The 15,625-nt window shown below is 45.0% G+C and carries 15 protein-coding genes; 8 read left to right on the plus strand and 7 right to left on the minus strand.

Features of this window, described 5'->3' with window-relative positions:
- Window positions 1–61: 61 nt before the first annotated feature.
- From SDE_RS01040 to SDE_RS01050, 3 genes are all read right to left on the minus strand, one after another.
- The gene (locus SDE_RS01040) at window positions 62–688 is read right to left on the minus strand and encodes a DUF6088 family protein (protein ID WP_011466689.1); all 627 of its coding nucleotides are present in this window, start codon (window positions 686–688) and stop codon (window positions 62–64) included.
- Window positions 689–1,424: 736 nt separating this feature from the next.
- Window positions 1,425–1,604: a hypothetical protein gene (locus SDE_RS01045; RefSeq protein WP_041323983.1), complete on the minus strand. Its 180-nt coding sequence runs from the start codon at window positions 1,602–1,604 to the stop codon at window positions 1,425–1,427.
- Between the two features lie 137 nt (window positions 1,605–1,741).
- Window positions 1,742–2,368, minus strand: a complete 627-nt coding sequence (locus tag SDE_RS01050; protein WP_011466690.1) for a DUF6088 family protein — start codon at window positions 2,366–2,368, stop codon at window positions 1,742–1,744.
- 787 nt (window positions 2,369–3,155) lie between these two features.
- Between SDE_RS01050 and SDE_RS21735 the strand changes: the two genes are divergently transcribed.
- The 3 genes from SDE_RS21735 (at window position 3,156) to SDE_RS01075 (ending at window position 5,452) form a co-directional block, all read left to right on the plus strand.
- Window positions 3,156–3,395 (plus strand): helix-turn-helix domain-containing protein, encoded by a 240-nt coding sequence (locus SDE_RS21735; RefSeq protein ID WP_041323986.1) that lies wholly within the window; start codon window positions 3,156–3,158, stop codon window positions 3,393–3,395.
- Between the two features lie 777 nt (window positions 3,396–4,172).
- A complete protein-coding gene (locus tag SDE_RS22265; RefSeq protein ID WP_143710820.1) occupies window positions 4,173–4,379 on the plus strand; it encodes a hypothetical protein in 207 nt (68 codons plus the stop codon).
- Window positions 4,376–5,452: a PfkB family carbohydrate kinase gene (locus SDE_RS01075; RefSeq protein ID WP_011466691.1), complete on the plus strand. Its 1,077-nt coding sequence runs from the start codon at window positions 4,376–4,378 to the stop codon at window positions 5,450–5,452. The genes SDE_RS22265 and SDE_RS01075 overlap by 4 nt, the downstream gene beginning before the upstream one ends.
- Before the next feature lie 283 nt (window positions 5,453–5,735).
- Here SDE_RS01075 and SDE_RS01080 read toward each other — a convergent pair whose 3' ends face one another.
- From SDE_RS01080 to SDE_RS01090, 3 genes are read right to left on the minus strand one after another with little or no spacing between them, the layout of a single operon-like run.
- Window positions 5,736–6,476 (minus strand): ImmA/IrrE family metallo-endopeptidase, encoded by a 741-nt coding sequence (locus tag SDE_RS01080; protein WP_011466692.1) that lies wholly within the window; start codon window positions 6,474–6,476, stop codon window positions 5,736–5,738.
- Complete coding sequence (locus SDE_RS01085; RefSeq protein WP_011466693.1) at window positions 6,476–6,913, minus strand: hypothetical protein; 438 nt, start codon at window positions 6,911–6,913, stop codon at window positions 6,476–6,478. Before SDE_RS01085 ends, SDE_RS01080 begins: the two co-directional genes overlap by 1 nt.
- Entirely contained in the window at window positions 6,910–7,485 is a 576-nt protein-coding gene (locus tag SDE_RS01090) for a sigma-70 family RNA polymerase sigma factor (protein WP_011466694.1), read from the minus strand. Before SDE_RS01090 ends, SDE_RS01085 begins: the two co-directional genes overlap by 4 nt.
- Before the next feature lie 308 nt (window positions 7,486–7,793).
- On the opposite strand from SDE_RS01090, the gene SDE_RS01100 reads away from it, so the two are divergent.
- The 5 genes from SDE_RS01100 to SDE_RS01120 all read left to right on the plus strand — a co-directional run bounded on the left by SDE_RS01100 (window position 7,794) and on the right by SDE_RS01120 (window position 14,609).
- Window positions 7,794–9,014: a hypothetical protein gene (locus tag SDE_RS01100; RefSeq protein WP_011466695.1), complete on the plus strand. Its 1,221-nt coding sequence runs from the start codon at window positions 7,794–7,796 to the stop codon at window positions 9,012–9,014.
- Entirely contained in the window at window positions 9,007–11,214 is a 2,208-nt protein-coding gene (locus SDE_RS01105; protein WP_011466696.1) for a Mov34/MPN/PAD-1 family protein, read from the plus strand. Before SDE_RS01100 ends, SDE_RS01105 begins: the two co-directional genes overlap by 8 nt.
- Window positions 11,215–11,217: 3 nt before the next feature.
- On the plus strand, window positions 11,218–11,949 hold the full coding sequence (locus SDE_RS01110) for a hypothetical protein (RefSeq protein ID WP_011466697.1): 732 nt from the start codon (window positions 11,218–11,220) through the stop codon (window positions 11,947–11,949).
- A 201-nt stretch (window positions 11,950–12,150) separates the two neighbouring features.
- The gene (locus tag SDE_RS01115) at window positions 12,151–13,860 is read left to right on the plus strand and encodes a hypothetical protein (protein WP_011466698.1); all 1,710 of its coding nucleotides are present in this window, start codon (window positions 12,151–12,153) and stop codon (window positions 13,858–13,860) included.
- Window positions 13,857–14,609 (plus strand): HNH endonuclease, encoded by a 753-nt coding sequence (locus SDE_RS01120; RefSeq protein WP_011466699.1) that lies wholly within the window; start codon window positions 13,857–13,859, stop codon window positions 14,607–14,609. Before SDE_RS01115 ends, SDE_RS01120 begins: the two co-directional genes overlap by 4 nt.
- Before the next feature lie 259 nt (window positions 14,610–14,868).
- Here the strand turns inward: SDE_RS01120 and SDE_RS01125 are convergent, their stop codons facing one another.
- Complete coding sequence (locus SDE_RS01125) at window positions 14,869–15,624, minus strand: hypothetical protein (RefSeq protein WP_011466700.1); 756 nt, start codon at window positions 15,622–15,624, stop codon at window positions 14,869–14,871.
- Window position 15,625: the final 1 nt, after the last annotated feature.

Below are 15,625 nucleotides of genomic sequence, written 5' to 3' on the forward strand. Positions count from 1 at the left end.
CTGAATCCTACCATGATCTGCGGGGTGAATCGGTATTTTGCAGGTGGCTTTACCTAAGCAATCAAATCGAATCTATGGCCTCATGAAACACTTGTGCCCACTTGGCGAGGGACGGTTCTTCGAGCAGTGTGGAGAGGCCGATACGGGTCTCACTTTCAGAATGACCAAGCAGCTTGAATGCACGCACCAAATTCTCCGGATTTGTCGTATTTGGGTTGAGGGCCTGTAACGCACGAAAAAGGCGCCCGAGCGGGATGTCGTGCCACAGGAGTTTAGATGGAGGAACGTGTCGGGTAGACACGGAGGCATTCCCGATCTTAAAGGTTTTGTTGGGGCCATTTGTCCATAACTGAGTATGCACGGGCATTTGTGTTTGGAACCGTAGTCGATAAAGTTCCTCAACGTCTGTAGTTGTCAGAATGTAGCCTTTTTCTTGTGCCCAGGCGTTAGCCAACGCCGCTGGTTCACAGGTCACCGTGATGTTAGGCAGGGATGCTATCGATTTTGGGCGAACGTAAAAGCCGGTCATCACCCGCGTTATGGTGCCTGCCTGGCAAAAGTGCTTGAGCCATCTCTGAGCAGCGGAACCGGACCCATACCCCTTCAGCTTTCGATATGCGATGGGTTGGCCAGGTTCGAACTCCAGAATTCGGCGTAATATCTTATCTCTTACCGGTTGGCGACTCATTACAGTAGCTCCTGTTGACTAGACCGGAGAGTAGCTCCATTCGCATGGTCAACGAAAGATTGTCAATGCCGGTCCAGCTCTCTAGCACGGGGTTGAGAGGCCAATCTCGACGTTGCCAGCAGTATTTCATGGGGATGAGGTGAGCCGTTTTGTCGCCTTAAACGGCTCATAATATTTACCTTGCTGAGCCGTTTAAACTTATAAACAGCTCAATTTGCAATAATCGGCTGTTTTGTCGGATTGGCACTCAAGCTGCCGGACTCTTTTGAAGAAAGCGTGTTCATGGCACCATAGATTGGCCGCGGTGAGCAAGTAATGATCCATTGGGTTGTCTTGTGATCGTTTTCTAATTTTCAGTAAAAAATGTCCGCTTCTACCCCATTAGATAATGAGATTGCCTGGACCAAGCCTGAACTTTTGAAGGCATGGAGAGAAAATCAGGTAGCTGGAATCGCTGCTTTTGGTCTAACCGTGCAATTTCTGCTGAAAAACGAAGATCGCCGAGGTGCGGTCGTACAACACAACGGTTGAGTTAAAAGATTTCGAAGTGATTCACAGGCATGGAGCTTTATAGAGGCTCTGAAAGAGGAGTCTCTGAGGGGTAGCTAAACTGTGTAGATGTGAGGTGACTTGCTGCTCTCAAGTCATGAAGCTATTTGCTCTTATCGCTGGCCACTTCGGGCGCTCCGCAGACTCCATTACATGATTAACCACGGGGGGAGCTCATACCCAGTGCCTAGATAGTATAGTCTCGGTACAAAATTTGGTCAATCAAGTTCCACTGTATCTCTATTGGAGTCGTGCCGTCCTTACCTTGGATGTGCTCCTCTAACGGAGATGCCAGATCACCTAATACCCCTTGCTTGTCTTTCTTCAGAAGCTCTAACTTCTTCTTAAAAAAATCGTTATTTGCCATACTCCCTCGCTCTTATTGTCGTAGCAATTTCTCTTTAGGCGTATAAATTATTTTATGGTGCTTTTGACGCTTTAACCTGAATCCTGCCATGATCTGCGAGGCGCATCGGTATTTTGCGGGTGGCTTTAGCAAAGCTATTAAATCGAATCTTTGGCCTCATGAAGCGCTGGCGCCCACTTGGCGAGGGACGGCTCTTTGAGCAGTGTGGAGAGGCCAATACGGGTCTCACTTTCAGAGTGACCAAGCAGCTTGAATGCACGCACCAACTTCTCCGGATTGGTCGTATTTGGGTTGAGGGCTTGTAACGCACGAAAAAGGCGGCCAAGTGGAATGTCGTGCCACAGGAGTTTTGATGAAGGAACGTTTCTAGTGGACAAGGCGGCATTGCCGATCCTGAAGGTTTTGTTGGGGCCATTTGTCCACAACCGAGTATGCATGGGCATTTGTGTTTGGAACCGTAGTCGATAAAGTTCTTCGACGTCTGTAGTTGTCAGGATGTAACCTTTCTCTTTAGCCCAAGCTTCAGCCAACGCCGCTGGCTCACAAGTCACTGTGATGCTAGGCAAGGATGCTATCGATTTTGGGCGAACGTAAAAGCCGGTCATCGCCCGCGTTATGGTGCCTGCCTGGCAAAAGTGCTTGAGCCATTTCTGAGTAGCGGAACCGGACCCATACCCCTTCAGCTTTCGATATGCGATGGGTTGGCCAGGTTCGAACTCCAGTATTCGGCGTAATATTTTATCTCTTACCGGTTGGCGACTCATTATAGTGGCTCCTGTTGACTAGACCGGAGAGTAGCTCCATTCGCATGGTCAATGAAGGATTGTCAATGCCGGTCCAGCTCTCTAGCACGGGGTTGAGAGACTAATCTCGACGTTGCCAGCAGTATCTCATGGGGATGAGGTGAGCCGTTTTGCCGCCTTAAACGGCTCATAATATTTACCTTGCTGAGCCATTTAAACTTATAAACAGCCCAATTTGAAATAATAGGCTGTTTTGTCGGATTAGCACTCAAGCTACCGAGTTCTTTTGAAGAGGGCGCCGCTAGTTTGCGCGAACCGAAAGGCCCTCGGATGATGGTTTCCCTTATCCGGCTCGCCACCATTGTATTGAGAGATTGGTTTTGGCTTTTCTCATAGAGCGGAATCCGCCCCACATTAACCCCAAGCAAACAGGCCCGCCAAGAAATCCCAGCACCATAGACAAGATCGCCCAAGGAGACTCGAAGTAGACAGTCCACAGAAAGAAAATTAATAAAGCGGCCCCCACGATAAACCCAGTCCTCAAGGTGGCCTTTCCTTCATCATAGACTTGCTGCCTGGTTCTACCCGTAGAGCTTCCCCACCTAGCGCCGCAGCCGGTACAGACGACAGCATCTATTGGGACTTCTGTCTTGCAATGATCACAGCTTCCACGATGTCGATCTGCTTCAAAAATCACTAGATTCTCCTCCAAGATTCTATTTATTTATTTATAGGCGTCTATTGCCGTACCTGAGTGAGTATGTACCTGTTTTGGGTACGTTGGGCATTGTACCAATAATAGGTACGCATGCAGAAATCTATTTCATCAAAGGCTTACCGAAAACTGGTTGATTGGCTCAGGGAATCGAGAGAGTCAAGGGGCTGGAGTATGCGCGATTTGGGTGAGCGGATCGGTGAGCCGCATTCCTTTGTTCAGAAAGTGGAGAGCATGGAGAGACGAATAGATGTCTACGAGCTTGTGCAATACTGCAAAGCACTGGAGCAAGACCCGCATATTGCTATCCGCATCGTCCAGGAAGCGTCCTAAGCTAGATTACACTCCATAAAAATTGCAGTAGTTTGTAACCTATAAAGAAAGTAAGGGCGGTTTGGCATAGCCAGAGTATCTCCGCGTTAAGCCATGCTGCGAGAGTGCCGCCTCCATACGCCGCCCCTATGATCAAGATAAAGCGGATCCCTTTTGGGCAATCACCCGGACATGCCCAGTGAACGGCAATTCCGGCGAGAGCCGCTCCCGCCACAAACACAATTGCCAGCCAGGTTTCAATCTGATGTTGAGTGTATTCTGCGTCTGATAGATAGGTATCTCCGACTCGATGTCTTGCCATGGTGTTTCTCCTAGTTGGGTTATTGAGCATCCATAGTTGCAACTCAATAGGTGCCATCAAATACGGATCGAATGGTAGGTTTGTGGTGTAGATCCCAGGCCAAAACCGTCCACGATCACGCATGCCGAAATTGCTGCTGACTTTTTGGCGTTACATTCTTTGTGGTGGCGGGTTATGTCTTATGTCGTTGATATGCACGTCAGTTTTTGTATTGAGGTCGATTTCGAAGCCCTACATCAAGTTAGTTATCCTTTAAACTTCCTTGCATGTAGATGGGATGTATCTATGTTCGAAAACGAAATATTTATTTATAAGATGTATTGCATAACGGATAGGGTGAGCATATGACGGGTAGTGGTTCAGGTGGTGGATTTGGTTCAGGCGGGTCTGGTGGCGTGGTGGACTGCGCTGAATTCTCATTTGAGACACACATTCATAGTCCAGACCCTCGGGAGGTTGGTCGGTTGACTGTCGGCATGACACTTAGCGTTATTCTAGATGAGTTAGATGGAATTCAGGTGGTGCAAGTACGAAACGGTAATAGCGTCGTCGGCGGCTTGGTTGAGAACGGCCCAAAAATCAGAAGTTGTTTGGCCGCGGGCTACTCTTTTTCTGCGATCGTAAGAGGTATTTCTGGCGCCGCTGTGCGCATCTTTGTTCTGCCGGCGAATAAAGTACGATGAAATTTACAGTTGTCGGTGGTGTTTATAAAGAAAATTGCGCGTGGCCTGCTCACGATACAATTCAGGGATCCGCTGGGCGTGCAGCCCTCTGTTTATCACAGCTCGACAAAGCGGTAACTGTCAGCTTACACGCGAAAATTGCTCAGTCAGATGAGTCGGATCTAAAAGAATTATTTGCATTCAATAAAAATTGCAGTCTCAATATCGAGCATTCTGATTGCACAACTAGATTCGAATATTTTCACCCACTTTCCGAACCTAAAGTTTCAAAACCTAAGCAAACTGGAAATCTCCCAGTATTCTCCCCTGTTTCAGGAACCGTAGATGTGGGTGTCGTCTTCGGAATGATCGAAGCAAATCCTGTGGTGAGCTGTGGAACAGCGATATACGATCCTCAAAATACTTATAAGCCACTTTTGTTTTCCGAAATGGGTTGTAGCGCTAAAAGACTTGCCTATGTCACGAATAAAAATGAATTAAAGTTATTCTATGAAAATAAGGTCGGAGATGCAGAATCAATCGAAGTGATGGCAAAGTGGCTCTATGAATTTGAAAACGCTGAAGTCGTCGTAGTTAAATGTGGAGACCAAGGGGCATTTGTTTACTCTTCAGATTTTCAGGAGTGGGTTTTGCCATATCAAACTCGATCAGTATTCCCAATTGGATCTGGAGATTCATTTGTTGCTGCCTTTGCTTACTATTGGGTCGAGAAGGGCCTATCTGCTGTTGTTGCGGCACAAAAAGCAAGTGTCGCTGCGGCGTATTATGTGTCTCATAAAACAATGAGTACTGCAGATGGCATAGAAATATTTGAAAAAGAACTGAGTTTTATACATAGAAAGCCTAGATCCAGTCATGTGTATTTAGCGGGACCTTTTTTCACGCTCGCAGAGCTTTGGATGATTAATGAAGCCAAATTTCACATTGAATCGTTTGGTATGAAGGTCTTCTCTCCCTATCACGACATAGGAATTGGCACCGCTGACCAAGTGGTAGAAAAAGATATTTTTCGCTCCACACACGTAGACAAAGCGATCGCTAGTGATTTACCAACTACAAAGATGTTCGAATAGGTTTACTAAAGTTGTATTACAGTAACTATGAGTGACGATAAATCGGCAAAGTTAAACCACTTGATGACTAGGCTCAGTGATACCTACATCGTTTCCAGCCAACGGCCAAGAGCCGACGGATATCCCAGTAGCTGAATTGTGCGTTTATGGCCAATGGGTGGCTGGTGTCGTCAGTTCGTGGTGCGTATATGCACAATGGTAGGTCTCTTAATTGGGGGCGTGTTTGTGACGACTAACCAAATTGAGAATGTGATTGTATTTCTTGATAGTTGAAAATATTTATTTAAGGCCAGCTAAGCAAAGAAATTACATCAAATCCGTTGTCAAATACACTCTCGGTCAAGGGTTCGCCTTTGGCAGATCTAGGATCTATCCACTTTGAATCACTAACAATAGTATTGTTAGACTCAATAAAAGCTTGGTGAGGATGAGGGATAGACTGTAGTGGCCAAACGGAGTCAGATAGAGAGGTGCTACGATCAAACCAGCGTCTATTCCCGTTATGGCTCCAGAGCGCGACCATTGCAGGTTTTTTTGTAAGCTCAATAAGGCGGCCAGCAGAGCTTACTAGTGAGGTATTGTATGTGCTTGCGATTAATCGCACTGTGTCCATGTTTACTGGCATGTTAGCAATATCGACCATCATAAATTCAGGCATCATGAGATGACTAGCAAAAACGTTTGCTCGTGCTTCTCGCGCTTGATGAGCGGTAAGCCCTTTACCATTTTGTTTTTGGTTAATATCACCTGTACTGCACTCAATACTTAAATTTTTGCCACGATCATTTGTCCAATGCCCAATTTCATGTGCGAGAGAAAAACGCTGGCGAGATACTTGTGTACCGCTGTTAACAGTTATTACAGCTTTATCTTTTGATCCAAATATATTTGCTTCATAACCTTGAAGTGGTTCGTATATGACTTCCGCGTTCAATGTATAAGCAATGAAATCTAAATCAATCTCGTGTGGTTGGGAGATGCCTATATCTCTTAAAACCGAAGTTGGTGACTTTACCCAGGCCATTATGACGCACGCTCATCTTCAATTAACCCAAGCATATACATCCGAACCCAGATTTTTTTCATCTCTTCATCGTTGTCTTTGCCTGAAACTTCTTCACGATGAGCCATGGTCCAACCTTTTGGTACGGTATCTCCACCAGATGTTACAATGGCCACTATCTGTTGAAAAACTTGCTCCACCGACTCTGGTAGAGAAGCTAAAGCGCGATGATATAAGGAATCTTGTTTTTTATATTCTTCATACATGGAGCGATATTCGGTCAGGCGTGCCTTTCTTTGTGCTGAAATGACGCTTTGAGTAATAGAACGAAAACGATTAACACGCTCGTCTGTTGGCAAATACTTCGGATCAGTCTCCGCCACTAATTGACTAGCAGGAAGATCTTGTGTCTCCTCTATAATTAACCTATTAACAAAATCTAGAAGTTCAAAGCTCACTGGTCATCCCTCCAGTAATCAATACCTGCTGGAAACATCTTACGAGCATTACGTTTTAACTTCTTTATCGCTGCTTGGTAGGAATTTTCCGTTAAGTTGCATATTCCTTTAATTTTAGTCGCCTTAAACCCTTTAAGTTTGTTCAACATGATGCATGTAATACTTTGATCGCCTTTGAACGCGTCCATTAGCGTGTGAACAGCTTTGGATATAGCGGTTTCATCATTTCTTAGGTCAGCTGTTAAGTCCAAATCCGAAATATCATCGATATTCTCAAGTGCCGTCGCTTGAGAAAGTGCATCTTTCTTACTTTTCACCATGCTCCAGATTAGGCTGCGAACTACATTGCGAATGAATGTATGACTCTTAACCGATTTGGGCCACTTGCGATCACCAGAGAGCACTTTCTCAAGAGCCAACTCAAAGAGGTCCTCCGCTGTGAAACCCGCCCGATGAGGATTTAATTGTTCAATCGACAGGATCATTTTGCGGTACGCATCGTCGTTAATATCCGCGAGAAGCTCTTCTGCTTCGCCAATGCTGTAGTGCTTTTCAGGTTCATCTGGCTCCAATGTGGACGTCCTTTGTGCCTATTAGGCTCCGGATTTTAAGTTTTTTGGACATTTTTGCACATTTTGGTTTGTTATGACCACCATGCCTCAGCGACGAGACGGTAGATTTCGGTGCCATATTGCTGGTTGGAACAAAGGGAATTCAGCCCGTGGCGGGGTTAGCCAACTGGAACAGGCGGTGAGTGAGCAAAAATTTGTTCTTTGTTGTGTCCAAATTTTCCTAATAGTGGAGCCTAAGGGTATGCGGCCCATTTTTCACCTTTTTGGGCTGACGGCTAAGACCATTTAGGACCAATTGGAGTAAAGAAATGCCTAAAAAATCATCAATTTATCACTTCCCGGTGGGCAATGGAGACATGACGTTGCTCAAAATCGCCTCGAACGATTGTTACTTCTATGTCCTGATAGACATGTATATCCGGCAGTCATGCACAGAGAAGGACGACCAATGCAATGTGTTGGATGAGCTGCACAATCTGCTCGAAAAAGACAGCGAAGGGCGCCCTTACCTGGATGCCCTCGTTTTAACCCATCCAGACAAGGACCATATCGGTGGCTATGAAAAGTATTTCTACCAAGGCTCACCGGGCGACTACGCTCCGGCAAAGTCAGGGGAGAAAGACCGCATATTTGTGCGGGAGATCTGGTCCTCACCATTGATCTTCCGAAGAAAACGAAAAAATCATAGTTTGTGCGAAGACGCAAAGGCCTTTAGGACGGAAGCAAAACGCCGAGTAGAACTCTATCGCGAGTCAAAGTCGATTGGCCCTGAAGGCGACCGAATTCGTCTGATCGGAGAGGATATCGACGGAAAAACAGACGATATCCTGGACATTGTATACAAGCCTGGAGACATCATTGGCAAAGTTAACGAAGTTACAATAAAAGAGCTAACCGTTAATATTTATGGGCCGCTCTCCGACGATGAGTTTGAAGATAGCGAAGCCCTGGATAAAAATCGATCCAGCGTCATCTTGCGGTGGGGGATTGCTAGTCACGGCTATTCCGATCCAACCAATTTCATATTGCTTGCCGGTGATGCGAGTGTAGAGGCTTGGGAGATCATTTGGAGGAAATTTAAGGCTGACCCCAAAAAGCTTTCATATGACCTTTTGTTAGCGCCCCATCATTGTTCCTGGCACACGCTGTCACACGATAGCTATTCAAAATGTGATAACCCAAAGGTTTCAGAAACCGCTAAGAAAGCGTTAAGTCAGGCTAGAAATGGAGCAGTTATTCTCTCCAGCAGCGACCCGATTAAAGACAACAAAAATGACCCACCCAATTACGGAGCTAAGAAAGAATACGAGAGTATTGTTAGTTCGGCGAAAGGTACGTTTTTATGTTTGGCCGACAACGTTAAGAACGGTGAGAAGGCTCCTTCAGTTCTCGAATACCGCTTAACGAATGAAGGACCACAAAAGGTCAGCAAAACAGCAGCTTCCGGTTCTACTTCATCGGCTAAAAAACGAACCGCGGCTACCACCACACTTATTGGTCATTCGGGGCAAGCAATTGGACATGGCTGAAGAAAAACCTGAACGCGAGATTACACCAGATATTCACGATGTCATCCGTTGGTTGGACGAAACCCGCTCTGTCGCTGGAATACAAACTGTAACCTCTTCGGACGATGGAGTAGTGGTCGCAACAAACTGGAGGGTGGACTTACCCATTCGATTTGAATCCGAAGGAGAAACGGAGTCAGGGATACGCTCGATAGAGGCTGTATCGTGGGTATTCCCCTGGGAATACCCCTTGCGTGCTCCTCAGCCCAAATTAAGGGAGGACTTCCCTTTAACACTACCGCACATCAACCCTGTCGTCGAGGGTGAAGATATATCCCCTTGTATTGCCGAGGTAGATTTGACAGACCTTTTGCATAGCAGTGGTATCGAGGCGGTTTTTGGTGCTATGACGCATTGGCTTAACAACGCGGCCTCTGGAGAGTTGCTTTGTCCTGTGCAGGGATGGGAGCCTGTACGTCGCGACAATGCTTCCGGGCTAATCAGTGCAGATACTTATGCAATTCGCGAGGAGCTCAATAATTATGCCCCAGTCCGGTATTGCCGGTACAGATACACTGTATTCGGAGAGACCAACGATTTGGTATTGGGGCGTATCGAGACGCCAACACTCGGCAGTCCAAATAGCGTCTTCAAGGCAAAGGACGTTGGTATCTTAAATGGAATCCGACACGGTCTTGCGCTGCTGTTGCAAGTAGATGGGATTGTTGGAGAATATTGGGCGGAGTCTGTTAAGACGCTTGCGGACCTAAAGGGGCTACTAAAAAAGCTGCAGTTGATCGATGCTTTTGATGCTCGCTTAAAGCACGTTATGGCTACCTCTTCGCCGAAGGCATGCGCAGCTCGGAATAAGGCTCGAGTTGAAGAATTTTTGGTTGTGATAGCTGTAAAACGACCGTTCAGCGTGATCGGTGCAGGCAACCCGTGGGAGCTTCTGCCATACCGAGTCTGTTTTACTGGGAACTCAGAACGACTGGCCGGTGATACACCTGTTTATGCGCCACTGATGATTAAATCTACCTGCCCCGCTATGCTTCGAGCTGTATCTGGAGTAGAGCAGGATGCTGAGGCTATACCTATATCCTTTATCGGTTGTGGCAGTCTGGGTTCAAAAATGGCTTTGCATTTAGCCAAGAGCGGCAGGTATGAATTTTCATTAATCGATGACGATATTTTTTCTAGTCACAATAATGCCCGCTACGGTGCAGTGGTAGATGGCTTTGATAGTATCGGCTGCCCGAAAGTAACCTTAGTAGCCAGAGACATTCAGGCACTTGGTGTAAGAGTTGAACCACTAAAGGTTGATGTTCTGGAACTCGGGAAAAGCAAACCTGCTATTGCTGACAAAAAGTTTCGTTATATTCTCGATACAAGCGCGTCTTTGCCAGTCCGCTACTTTCTTGCTCATCACGCGAAGCTCTCTGCGTGTTTGATGCATAGCATCCTTTACGGAAAGGCAACAATGGGAGTGTTGGCTATCGAAGGGAAAGAAAGGTCCGTTCGAGTTGATGACTTGATGGCATATACCAATACGCTTTGTGTTAAAGACGACCTCGTTCAAAAAGCTATGTATGGCGGAGCAATTACAAGAGAAAGTTTTGGTGACGGTTGCAGCTCGGCGACAACGATTATGGATGATATTGGGCTTTCCATTCTATCTGCGGCCTTAGCAGGGAAAGTAAACCAGCATATTGGTGAGAACACGGGTCCAGGTGAAGGTCTGCTCAACATCGGTCACTTAGACAAGGATTATAACCTCGAATGGACGAGCCACGTATTACCTGCTACCCACGTCATCTCCAGAGATACACATTTTTGTTGGGAAATCCGAGTTCTAGGAAATATAAGAGACCAAATAGAACGAGAGTCGAAAGGTTCTTCTGTTGAACAAGGCGGTGTGCTAGCGGGCATGGTCTGCCATCTATCAAAAACCATTTATGTTACTCTGGTTGTGCCTGCGCCAGATGGAACCATTCGTACACCAGCTCGACTCGATATTGCTACCACTGGTCTTGAAGAAATATTTGAAAATATTCACTCCGCCACGAATGGACAAATCACCCTGCTGGGTACTTGGCATAGTCATACCACACCTTCACCGCCAAGCCTCAAGGACAGAGTCACATACGAAAAATTAGCAAAAAATTATGATTTACCCGTGGTTATGCTTGTTTATACAGGAGGGCGCATAGAGCGCGTTTAGTTAATGCTCAAGGAACTATCAAAACACTTCGAACACTACGCAATACATGCCCGGTTTATGCCTGTATTCGTTGTTATTTTCCCTTTGGTGCTAACTATTTTGGCGTGGTACCCACAGGCAAAAACAGTCCTGGGTGGGGCAATGACTTTACTTATTAGCTTTGGGGTTATGTCGTTTTTATCTATTTATGTGTCAAATCTAGGCAATGATTTGCAAGATAAATATTTCAAGAGCTGGGGCGGAGCGCCTTCGACTTTACTTCTGTTACCAGGTAACAAGGAATTGGATAGATACACAAAACAGCGATATTTTAAATGGCTCAATAGTAAATGCAGTGGACTGGGTTTACCGGAATCTATAGATGATCAAAGTGACAGCGAAGAGCTATACGAAAAAATTAGGAGCGCGGGTAATTTTATGCGTGAGTACACAAGGGATAGAAAAAAATACAGTCAAGTGTACAACGACAATGTAGCTTATGGATTTGCCCGTAACATCGTTGCTATAAGAATCGCAGGATTAGTAATTGCGTCAGTCTCACTAATTTCAAACGGAATATGTTTATATTTCCTCACAGGCACTGATTCTCATAACGCTATTAATTCAATTGGTGTTGTTGCTTTTTTGGTGTCCATTATATGTCTATTGATTCACAGCGTCGTGCTGAAAGAAGAATTTGTTAAACGTAGAGGCTATAGATACGCCAAGACACTATTTGAAGCGTGTGAAAAATAGAATATATAGTTCAACAATTATCAATGTGTCTGGGTATCGTTAAGAGTAAGCTAGAAGATTGAAGGTCAGCCTCTCGTGAAGTTTGATGGTCATCTCAGTGCTAACACCATAAAACATGCCTTTGTTTCAGAGAAACTGGATATCGAAAACACAGTTCAGTATTTACAAAGATTTTATAAAGCGTAAGGGGCTAATAAGCGAATGGATGTAACGAACGATTGGTTAAGGCGCAATCTGCGACGCGGATTAGAATGGTCTGACGGTGTAACCAAGATAACCATCTCTGATTCAAGCGGAGTGGAGGTTAGGGTGTATCCCGGCGGACAATCCCAACAATCGATACCGTTACTGACGAACCATGGATTTGATCATATCCATATTTGTGACTTGCAAGGAGCGGGCTCGGAAACTGATTGGCACAACAAGCGATACGGCACTCTGATAGTGAATCTCCTTATTCAGGCCTATAAAGTGATATTTCCTGTAGAGGAGCATGCTTCAATACGGGTGATTGGCGAGACTCACTGCACGTTAAGCCAGAATGATCCCGGCGTAATAGAAGACTGCAAGCGAAGGAGTCACTTTTGGAGTCGGTTCGGTTTATCAGTCACGCACCCGGAAAGAAGAAAGTCGCCAATGTCATGTACATTAGCGAATTTAAAAATTGTAGACCGGGAAGTGTATCCGGGATTAAACACTGCGCTGTCACTTTCAGATTTCCGTCTGCAGGTGCACACACCAATATTTTTCGAGGAAGATATCAATAAGCTCAACAGGATTGATGTTTATGAGCATGAGATTGAAGACTTAGGTAAAAAACGAAAAGAAATTCGCGAATATGAAGATTCTATGTATCGCGAGTATCGGTATGCGGCCATGGTTGTTTCCGCGTTGATCGCGTTGGGACTAACCTCCATCGATCCATTCAATGTCCACTTGATCAAGAAGATACTGATCTTTATTGGTACCGCTTTCCTAAGTTACTTTGTCATTCTACGGTATACACCAACTTCCTGGGTTCACCGCATGCCTTCCGCTTTCTCTCTGCGTCGCGCTAAGAATGACAGAGAAGATACGCTGAAGTATCTGGAGTCGAAGCTGAATGACGTCATCAAAGGTGATAATCGTTTTCTCGGCAGAATATACGGTAGCCTCAAACAATATTTGTCTGACCTGCCTAAAAACGATTCGTTTGATTACGTCACCTATTTTGCTGGAAAAGGACAAGTGGAAAGCCACGACCCACTCCTCTTGACCGCGATGGTATTGAAAACTAAAGAAGCCATTGCAGAGTTAAATAAACGCAGGACGACTGAAGAAGTGACTAATGATGATTTTATGTTTGGAACGGTTGCATCTATGTGTGTTAGTAATCTCAAGTTCTATGCTTCCATGCTTGGACCGCATTTCACTCATCATATAAATCGATTGCTGGCCAAAAGAGAGAATAATTTGGTGCGCATCAGTGGTACTCCCAACAATTCAATTGCCGGCGTTCTGGCGCTATTAAAAGACGATATTGGCCGGATTTTAATTTACGCAAGTGATATGGCGGACGACACCCGGAGATTCGGGGTAAAAATTTACTTGAGTTCCGGAGTGTTGGATTTTTCGAGAGTTTGGTGCACATGGAAGGAACATTATTTCGAATATGCTATAGACGCGCTAAGTGTATTTTTCTTACGGGAATGTGACGAAGATGACATGCTGATTTCGAAAGTATATTTCGCGTGGTCATTATCCCCAATCGATAGACCTCAATTGGCTGGGCAAAATTTACCTGATTTCGCAAAGGAAATATCTGATATTTCTGGTTCGAGATATGGTGACGAATTTATCGAGTCTTGCGCGAAAAAGGTAATGAGCAAGCTTCAGCCGGACCAAAAGAAAGTGGCGGTAGAACCTGCGTGACTCTCATTGAATCCGTTCAACCTACGCTGGATAAGCTCAAGAAGCGGATTGAGAAAGAGGGCTTAAGGGATCTTACGCACCTTGATTATGACCGATATCTTAATACTTCATTATGGAGCAAAATTAAGCATTGGATCTATGAGCGAGATGGCCACACTTGCAGGATTTGCTCTTCGGAGGGACGGTTTATTGAAATGGACGTTCACCATAGGAGCTATGATCTGGATGTCTTGGAAGGACGAAATGAAGAAATGCTTGTGACACTCTGCAGGCGATGTCACACATTGATTGAGCAGTATCCAGATGGACGCCGGCGGCATGATTTGCAAGAAAAGGACGTCGAGTACTTTCGGCTAATCGAAATCCACACCAATATGTGTAGATCCGGTATTCCTTTAAATCTTTCATCTAAATTAACGAGTCGATCCATCAATATTGCTCTTTGGCATGATCAAAATGAGGCCCTGATATTCACCTCTTTAGAATCTCTTTTATTTCACTACTCCATGGTGGTGTACCACGCTAATCGAGAAGCTATTCGAATTCCAATGCCATTTGGACGAGATCGTTTTCATCAGAAATCTGGAGCCAGGTTTTTTGATCGGGCCGATGGCAAGGTGCTAATGTCGATACGAATGGTAAATGGTGAAGCCTTAATCAAAATATCATCGAGTACCGTGGTTCCGTTTCAGGATACATTAGCTGAGGTTATCGCCGATAGCGTATGGAAACCCACGTCTAGCCTGTAGATTTCTCTACTTTTTAAAGCTTTTTCCTTGGTGACTTGGTGAATTTCGATGAATCTATGAATTCACGATTTAACCATATCGATGAGAATTATCAATGAACTTTCGATCAAAATAATGTTCCGTAGCAAAAGCTCTATAAGTAGCCGGGTTTAGGAATGAGGCTTGGACAAGTGCTTTTGAACATCGTTTTTCCACCAATGAGTCGCAACATTGAATGTTTAGTTGTAGTCAAATATTTAATCGAAGTTGACAGGTATCGTTAAGAGTAAATAACAAGCAGGTTCGGTGAATCAGAATGCATCCTAAGTGCCTTTCCGCCACGCTTGATTGTCAGGAAACTGGCGTCGTCAGCAATATCGCCCATTGCAATACCTTGATGAAGATGCTCGCTCCAGTATCCGTCTGTACCGATGATTATACTCGTAGTTGCTGCTTCAGAAGCATCGATGCATATTTTTGATTTTACAACTGTTGGGCTGGTGAAGCGGCGAGCATTCAGGCATTGTGTAAGAGTGTGCTCTGAAATATTCTGCTTCGAAACTTTAACCTCGTGCGAATCGTGTTCTCGAGGTAAATACAGTGGGAGTTCATTCAATCTGTGTGGTTTACTTAGCCACTGAACTTTTTCTGCATTCGTTATTAGCCCGAAGCGACAGTCACCGGTAAAGAGCCATTTTATATCACCTGTTTCTATATTTACAGTTAGTACTCCATAGCTAGCGATGTCGTGCAGATAGTGGCTTCTTAATTTTTTTTGCTGATCTGATAGCGCGTGTATGATAGCCTCTTCAGAAGAGAGTACTTCCAATTTAAGTATTTTCTGCAAACAGCTATCTGCCCAAAAAGATGCTAATCGTTTAGTGGGGCTCTGGAAATATTTTGACGTTCTGGGCGTTCTATTTTCTGCTGCGTCTACAAGTACTACAATTAAAAAGTGCCCTTTGTATCCTAGAGCAACTGCATCATTATTGTAGGATCGCTCCTTACCGCGCTGACTTGTCCATTTAATTTTCATC

Source organism: Saccharophagus degradans 2-40 (assembly GCF_000013665.1).
In the GTDB taxonomy this organism is placed as follows: Bacteria; Pseudomonadota; Gammaproteobacteria; order Pseudomonadales; family Cellvibrionaceae; genus Saccharophagus; species Saccharophagus degradans.

What these genes read in the sequence shown, in the direction of transcription:
- SDE_RS01040 (WP_011466689.1), bottom strand. Translation starts at nt 688, where the DNA reads ATGAGTCGCCAACCGGTAAGAGATAAGATATTACGCCGAATTCTGGAG.
- SDE_RS01045 (WP_041323983.1), bottom strand. Translation starts at nt 1,604, where the DNA reads ATGGCAAATAACGATTTTTTTAAGAAGAAGTTAGAGCTTCTGAAGAAA.
- SDE_RS01050 (WP_011466690.1), bottom strand. Translation starts at nt 2,368, where the DNA reads ATGAGTCGCCAACCGGTAAGAGATAAAATATTACGCCGAATACTGGAG.
- SDE_RS21735 (WP_041323986.1), top strand. Translation starts at nt 3,156, where the DNA reads ATGCAGAAATCTATTTCATCAAAGGCTTACCGAAAACTGGTTGATTGG.
- SDE_RS22265 (WP_143710820.1), top strand. Translation starts at nt 4,173, where the DNA reads ATGACACTTAGCGTTATTCTAGATGAGTTAGATGGAATTCAGGTGGTG.
- SDE_RS01075 (WP_011466691.1), top strand. Translation starts at nt 4,376, where the DNA reads ATGAAATTTACAGTTGTCGGTGGTGTTTATAAAGAAAATTGCGCGTGG.
- SDE_RS01080 (WP_011466692.1), bottom strand. Translation starts at nt 6,476, where the DNA reads ATGGCCTGGGTAAAGTCACCAACTTCGGTTTTAAGAGATATAGGCATC.
- SDE_RS01100 (WP_011466695.1), top strand. Translation starts at nt 7,794, where the DNA reads ATGCCTAAAAAATCATCAATTTATCACTTCCCGGTGGGCAATGGAGAC.
- SDE_RS01105 (WP_011466696.1), top strand. Translation starts at nt 9,007, where the DNA reads ATGGCTGAAGAAAAACCTGAACGCGAGATTACACCAGATATTCACGAT.
- SDE_RS01110 (WP_011466697.1), top strand. Translation starts at nt 11,218, where the DNA reads ATGCTCAAGGAACTATCAAAACACTTCGAACACTACGCAATACATGCC.
- SDE_RS01115 (WP_011466698.1), top strand. Translation starts at nt 12,151, where the DNA reads ATGGATGTAACGAACGATTGGTTAAGGCGCAATCTGCGACGCGGATTA.
- SDE_RS01125 (WP_011466700.1), bottom strand. Translation starts at nt 15,624, where the DNA reads ATGAAAATTAAATGGACAAGTCAGCGCGGTAAGGAGCGATCCTACAAT.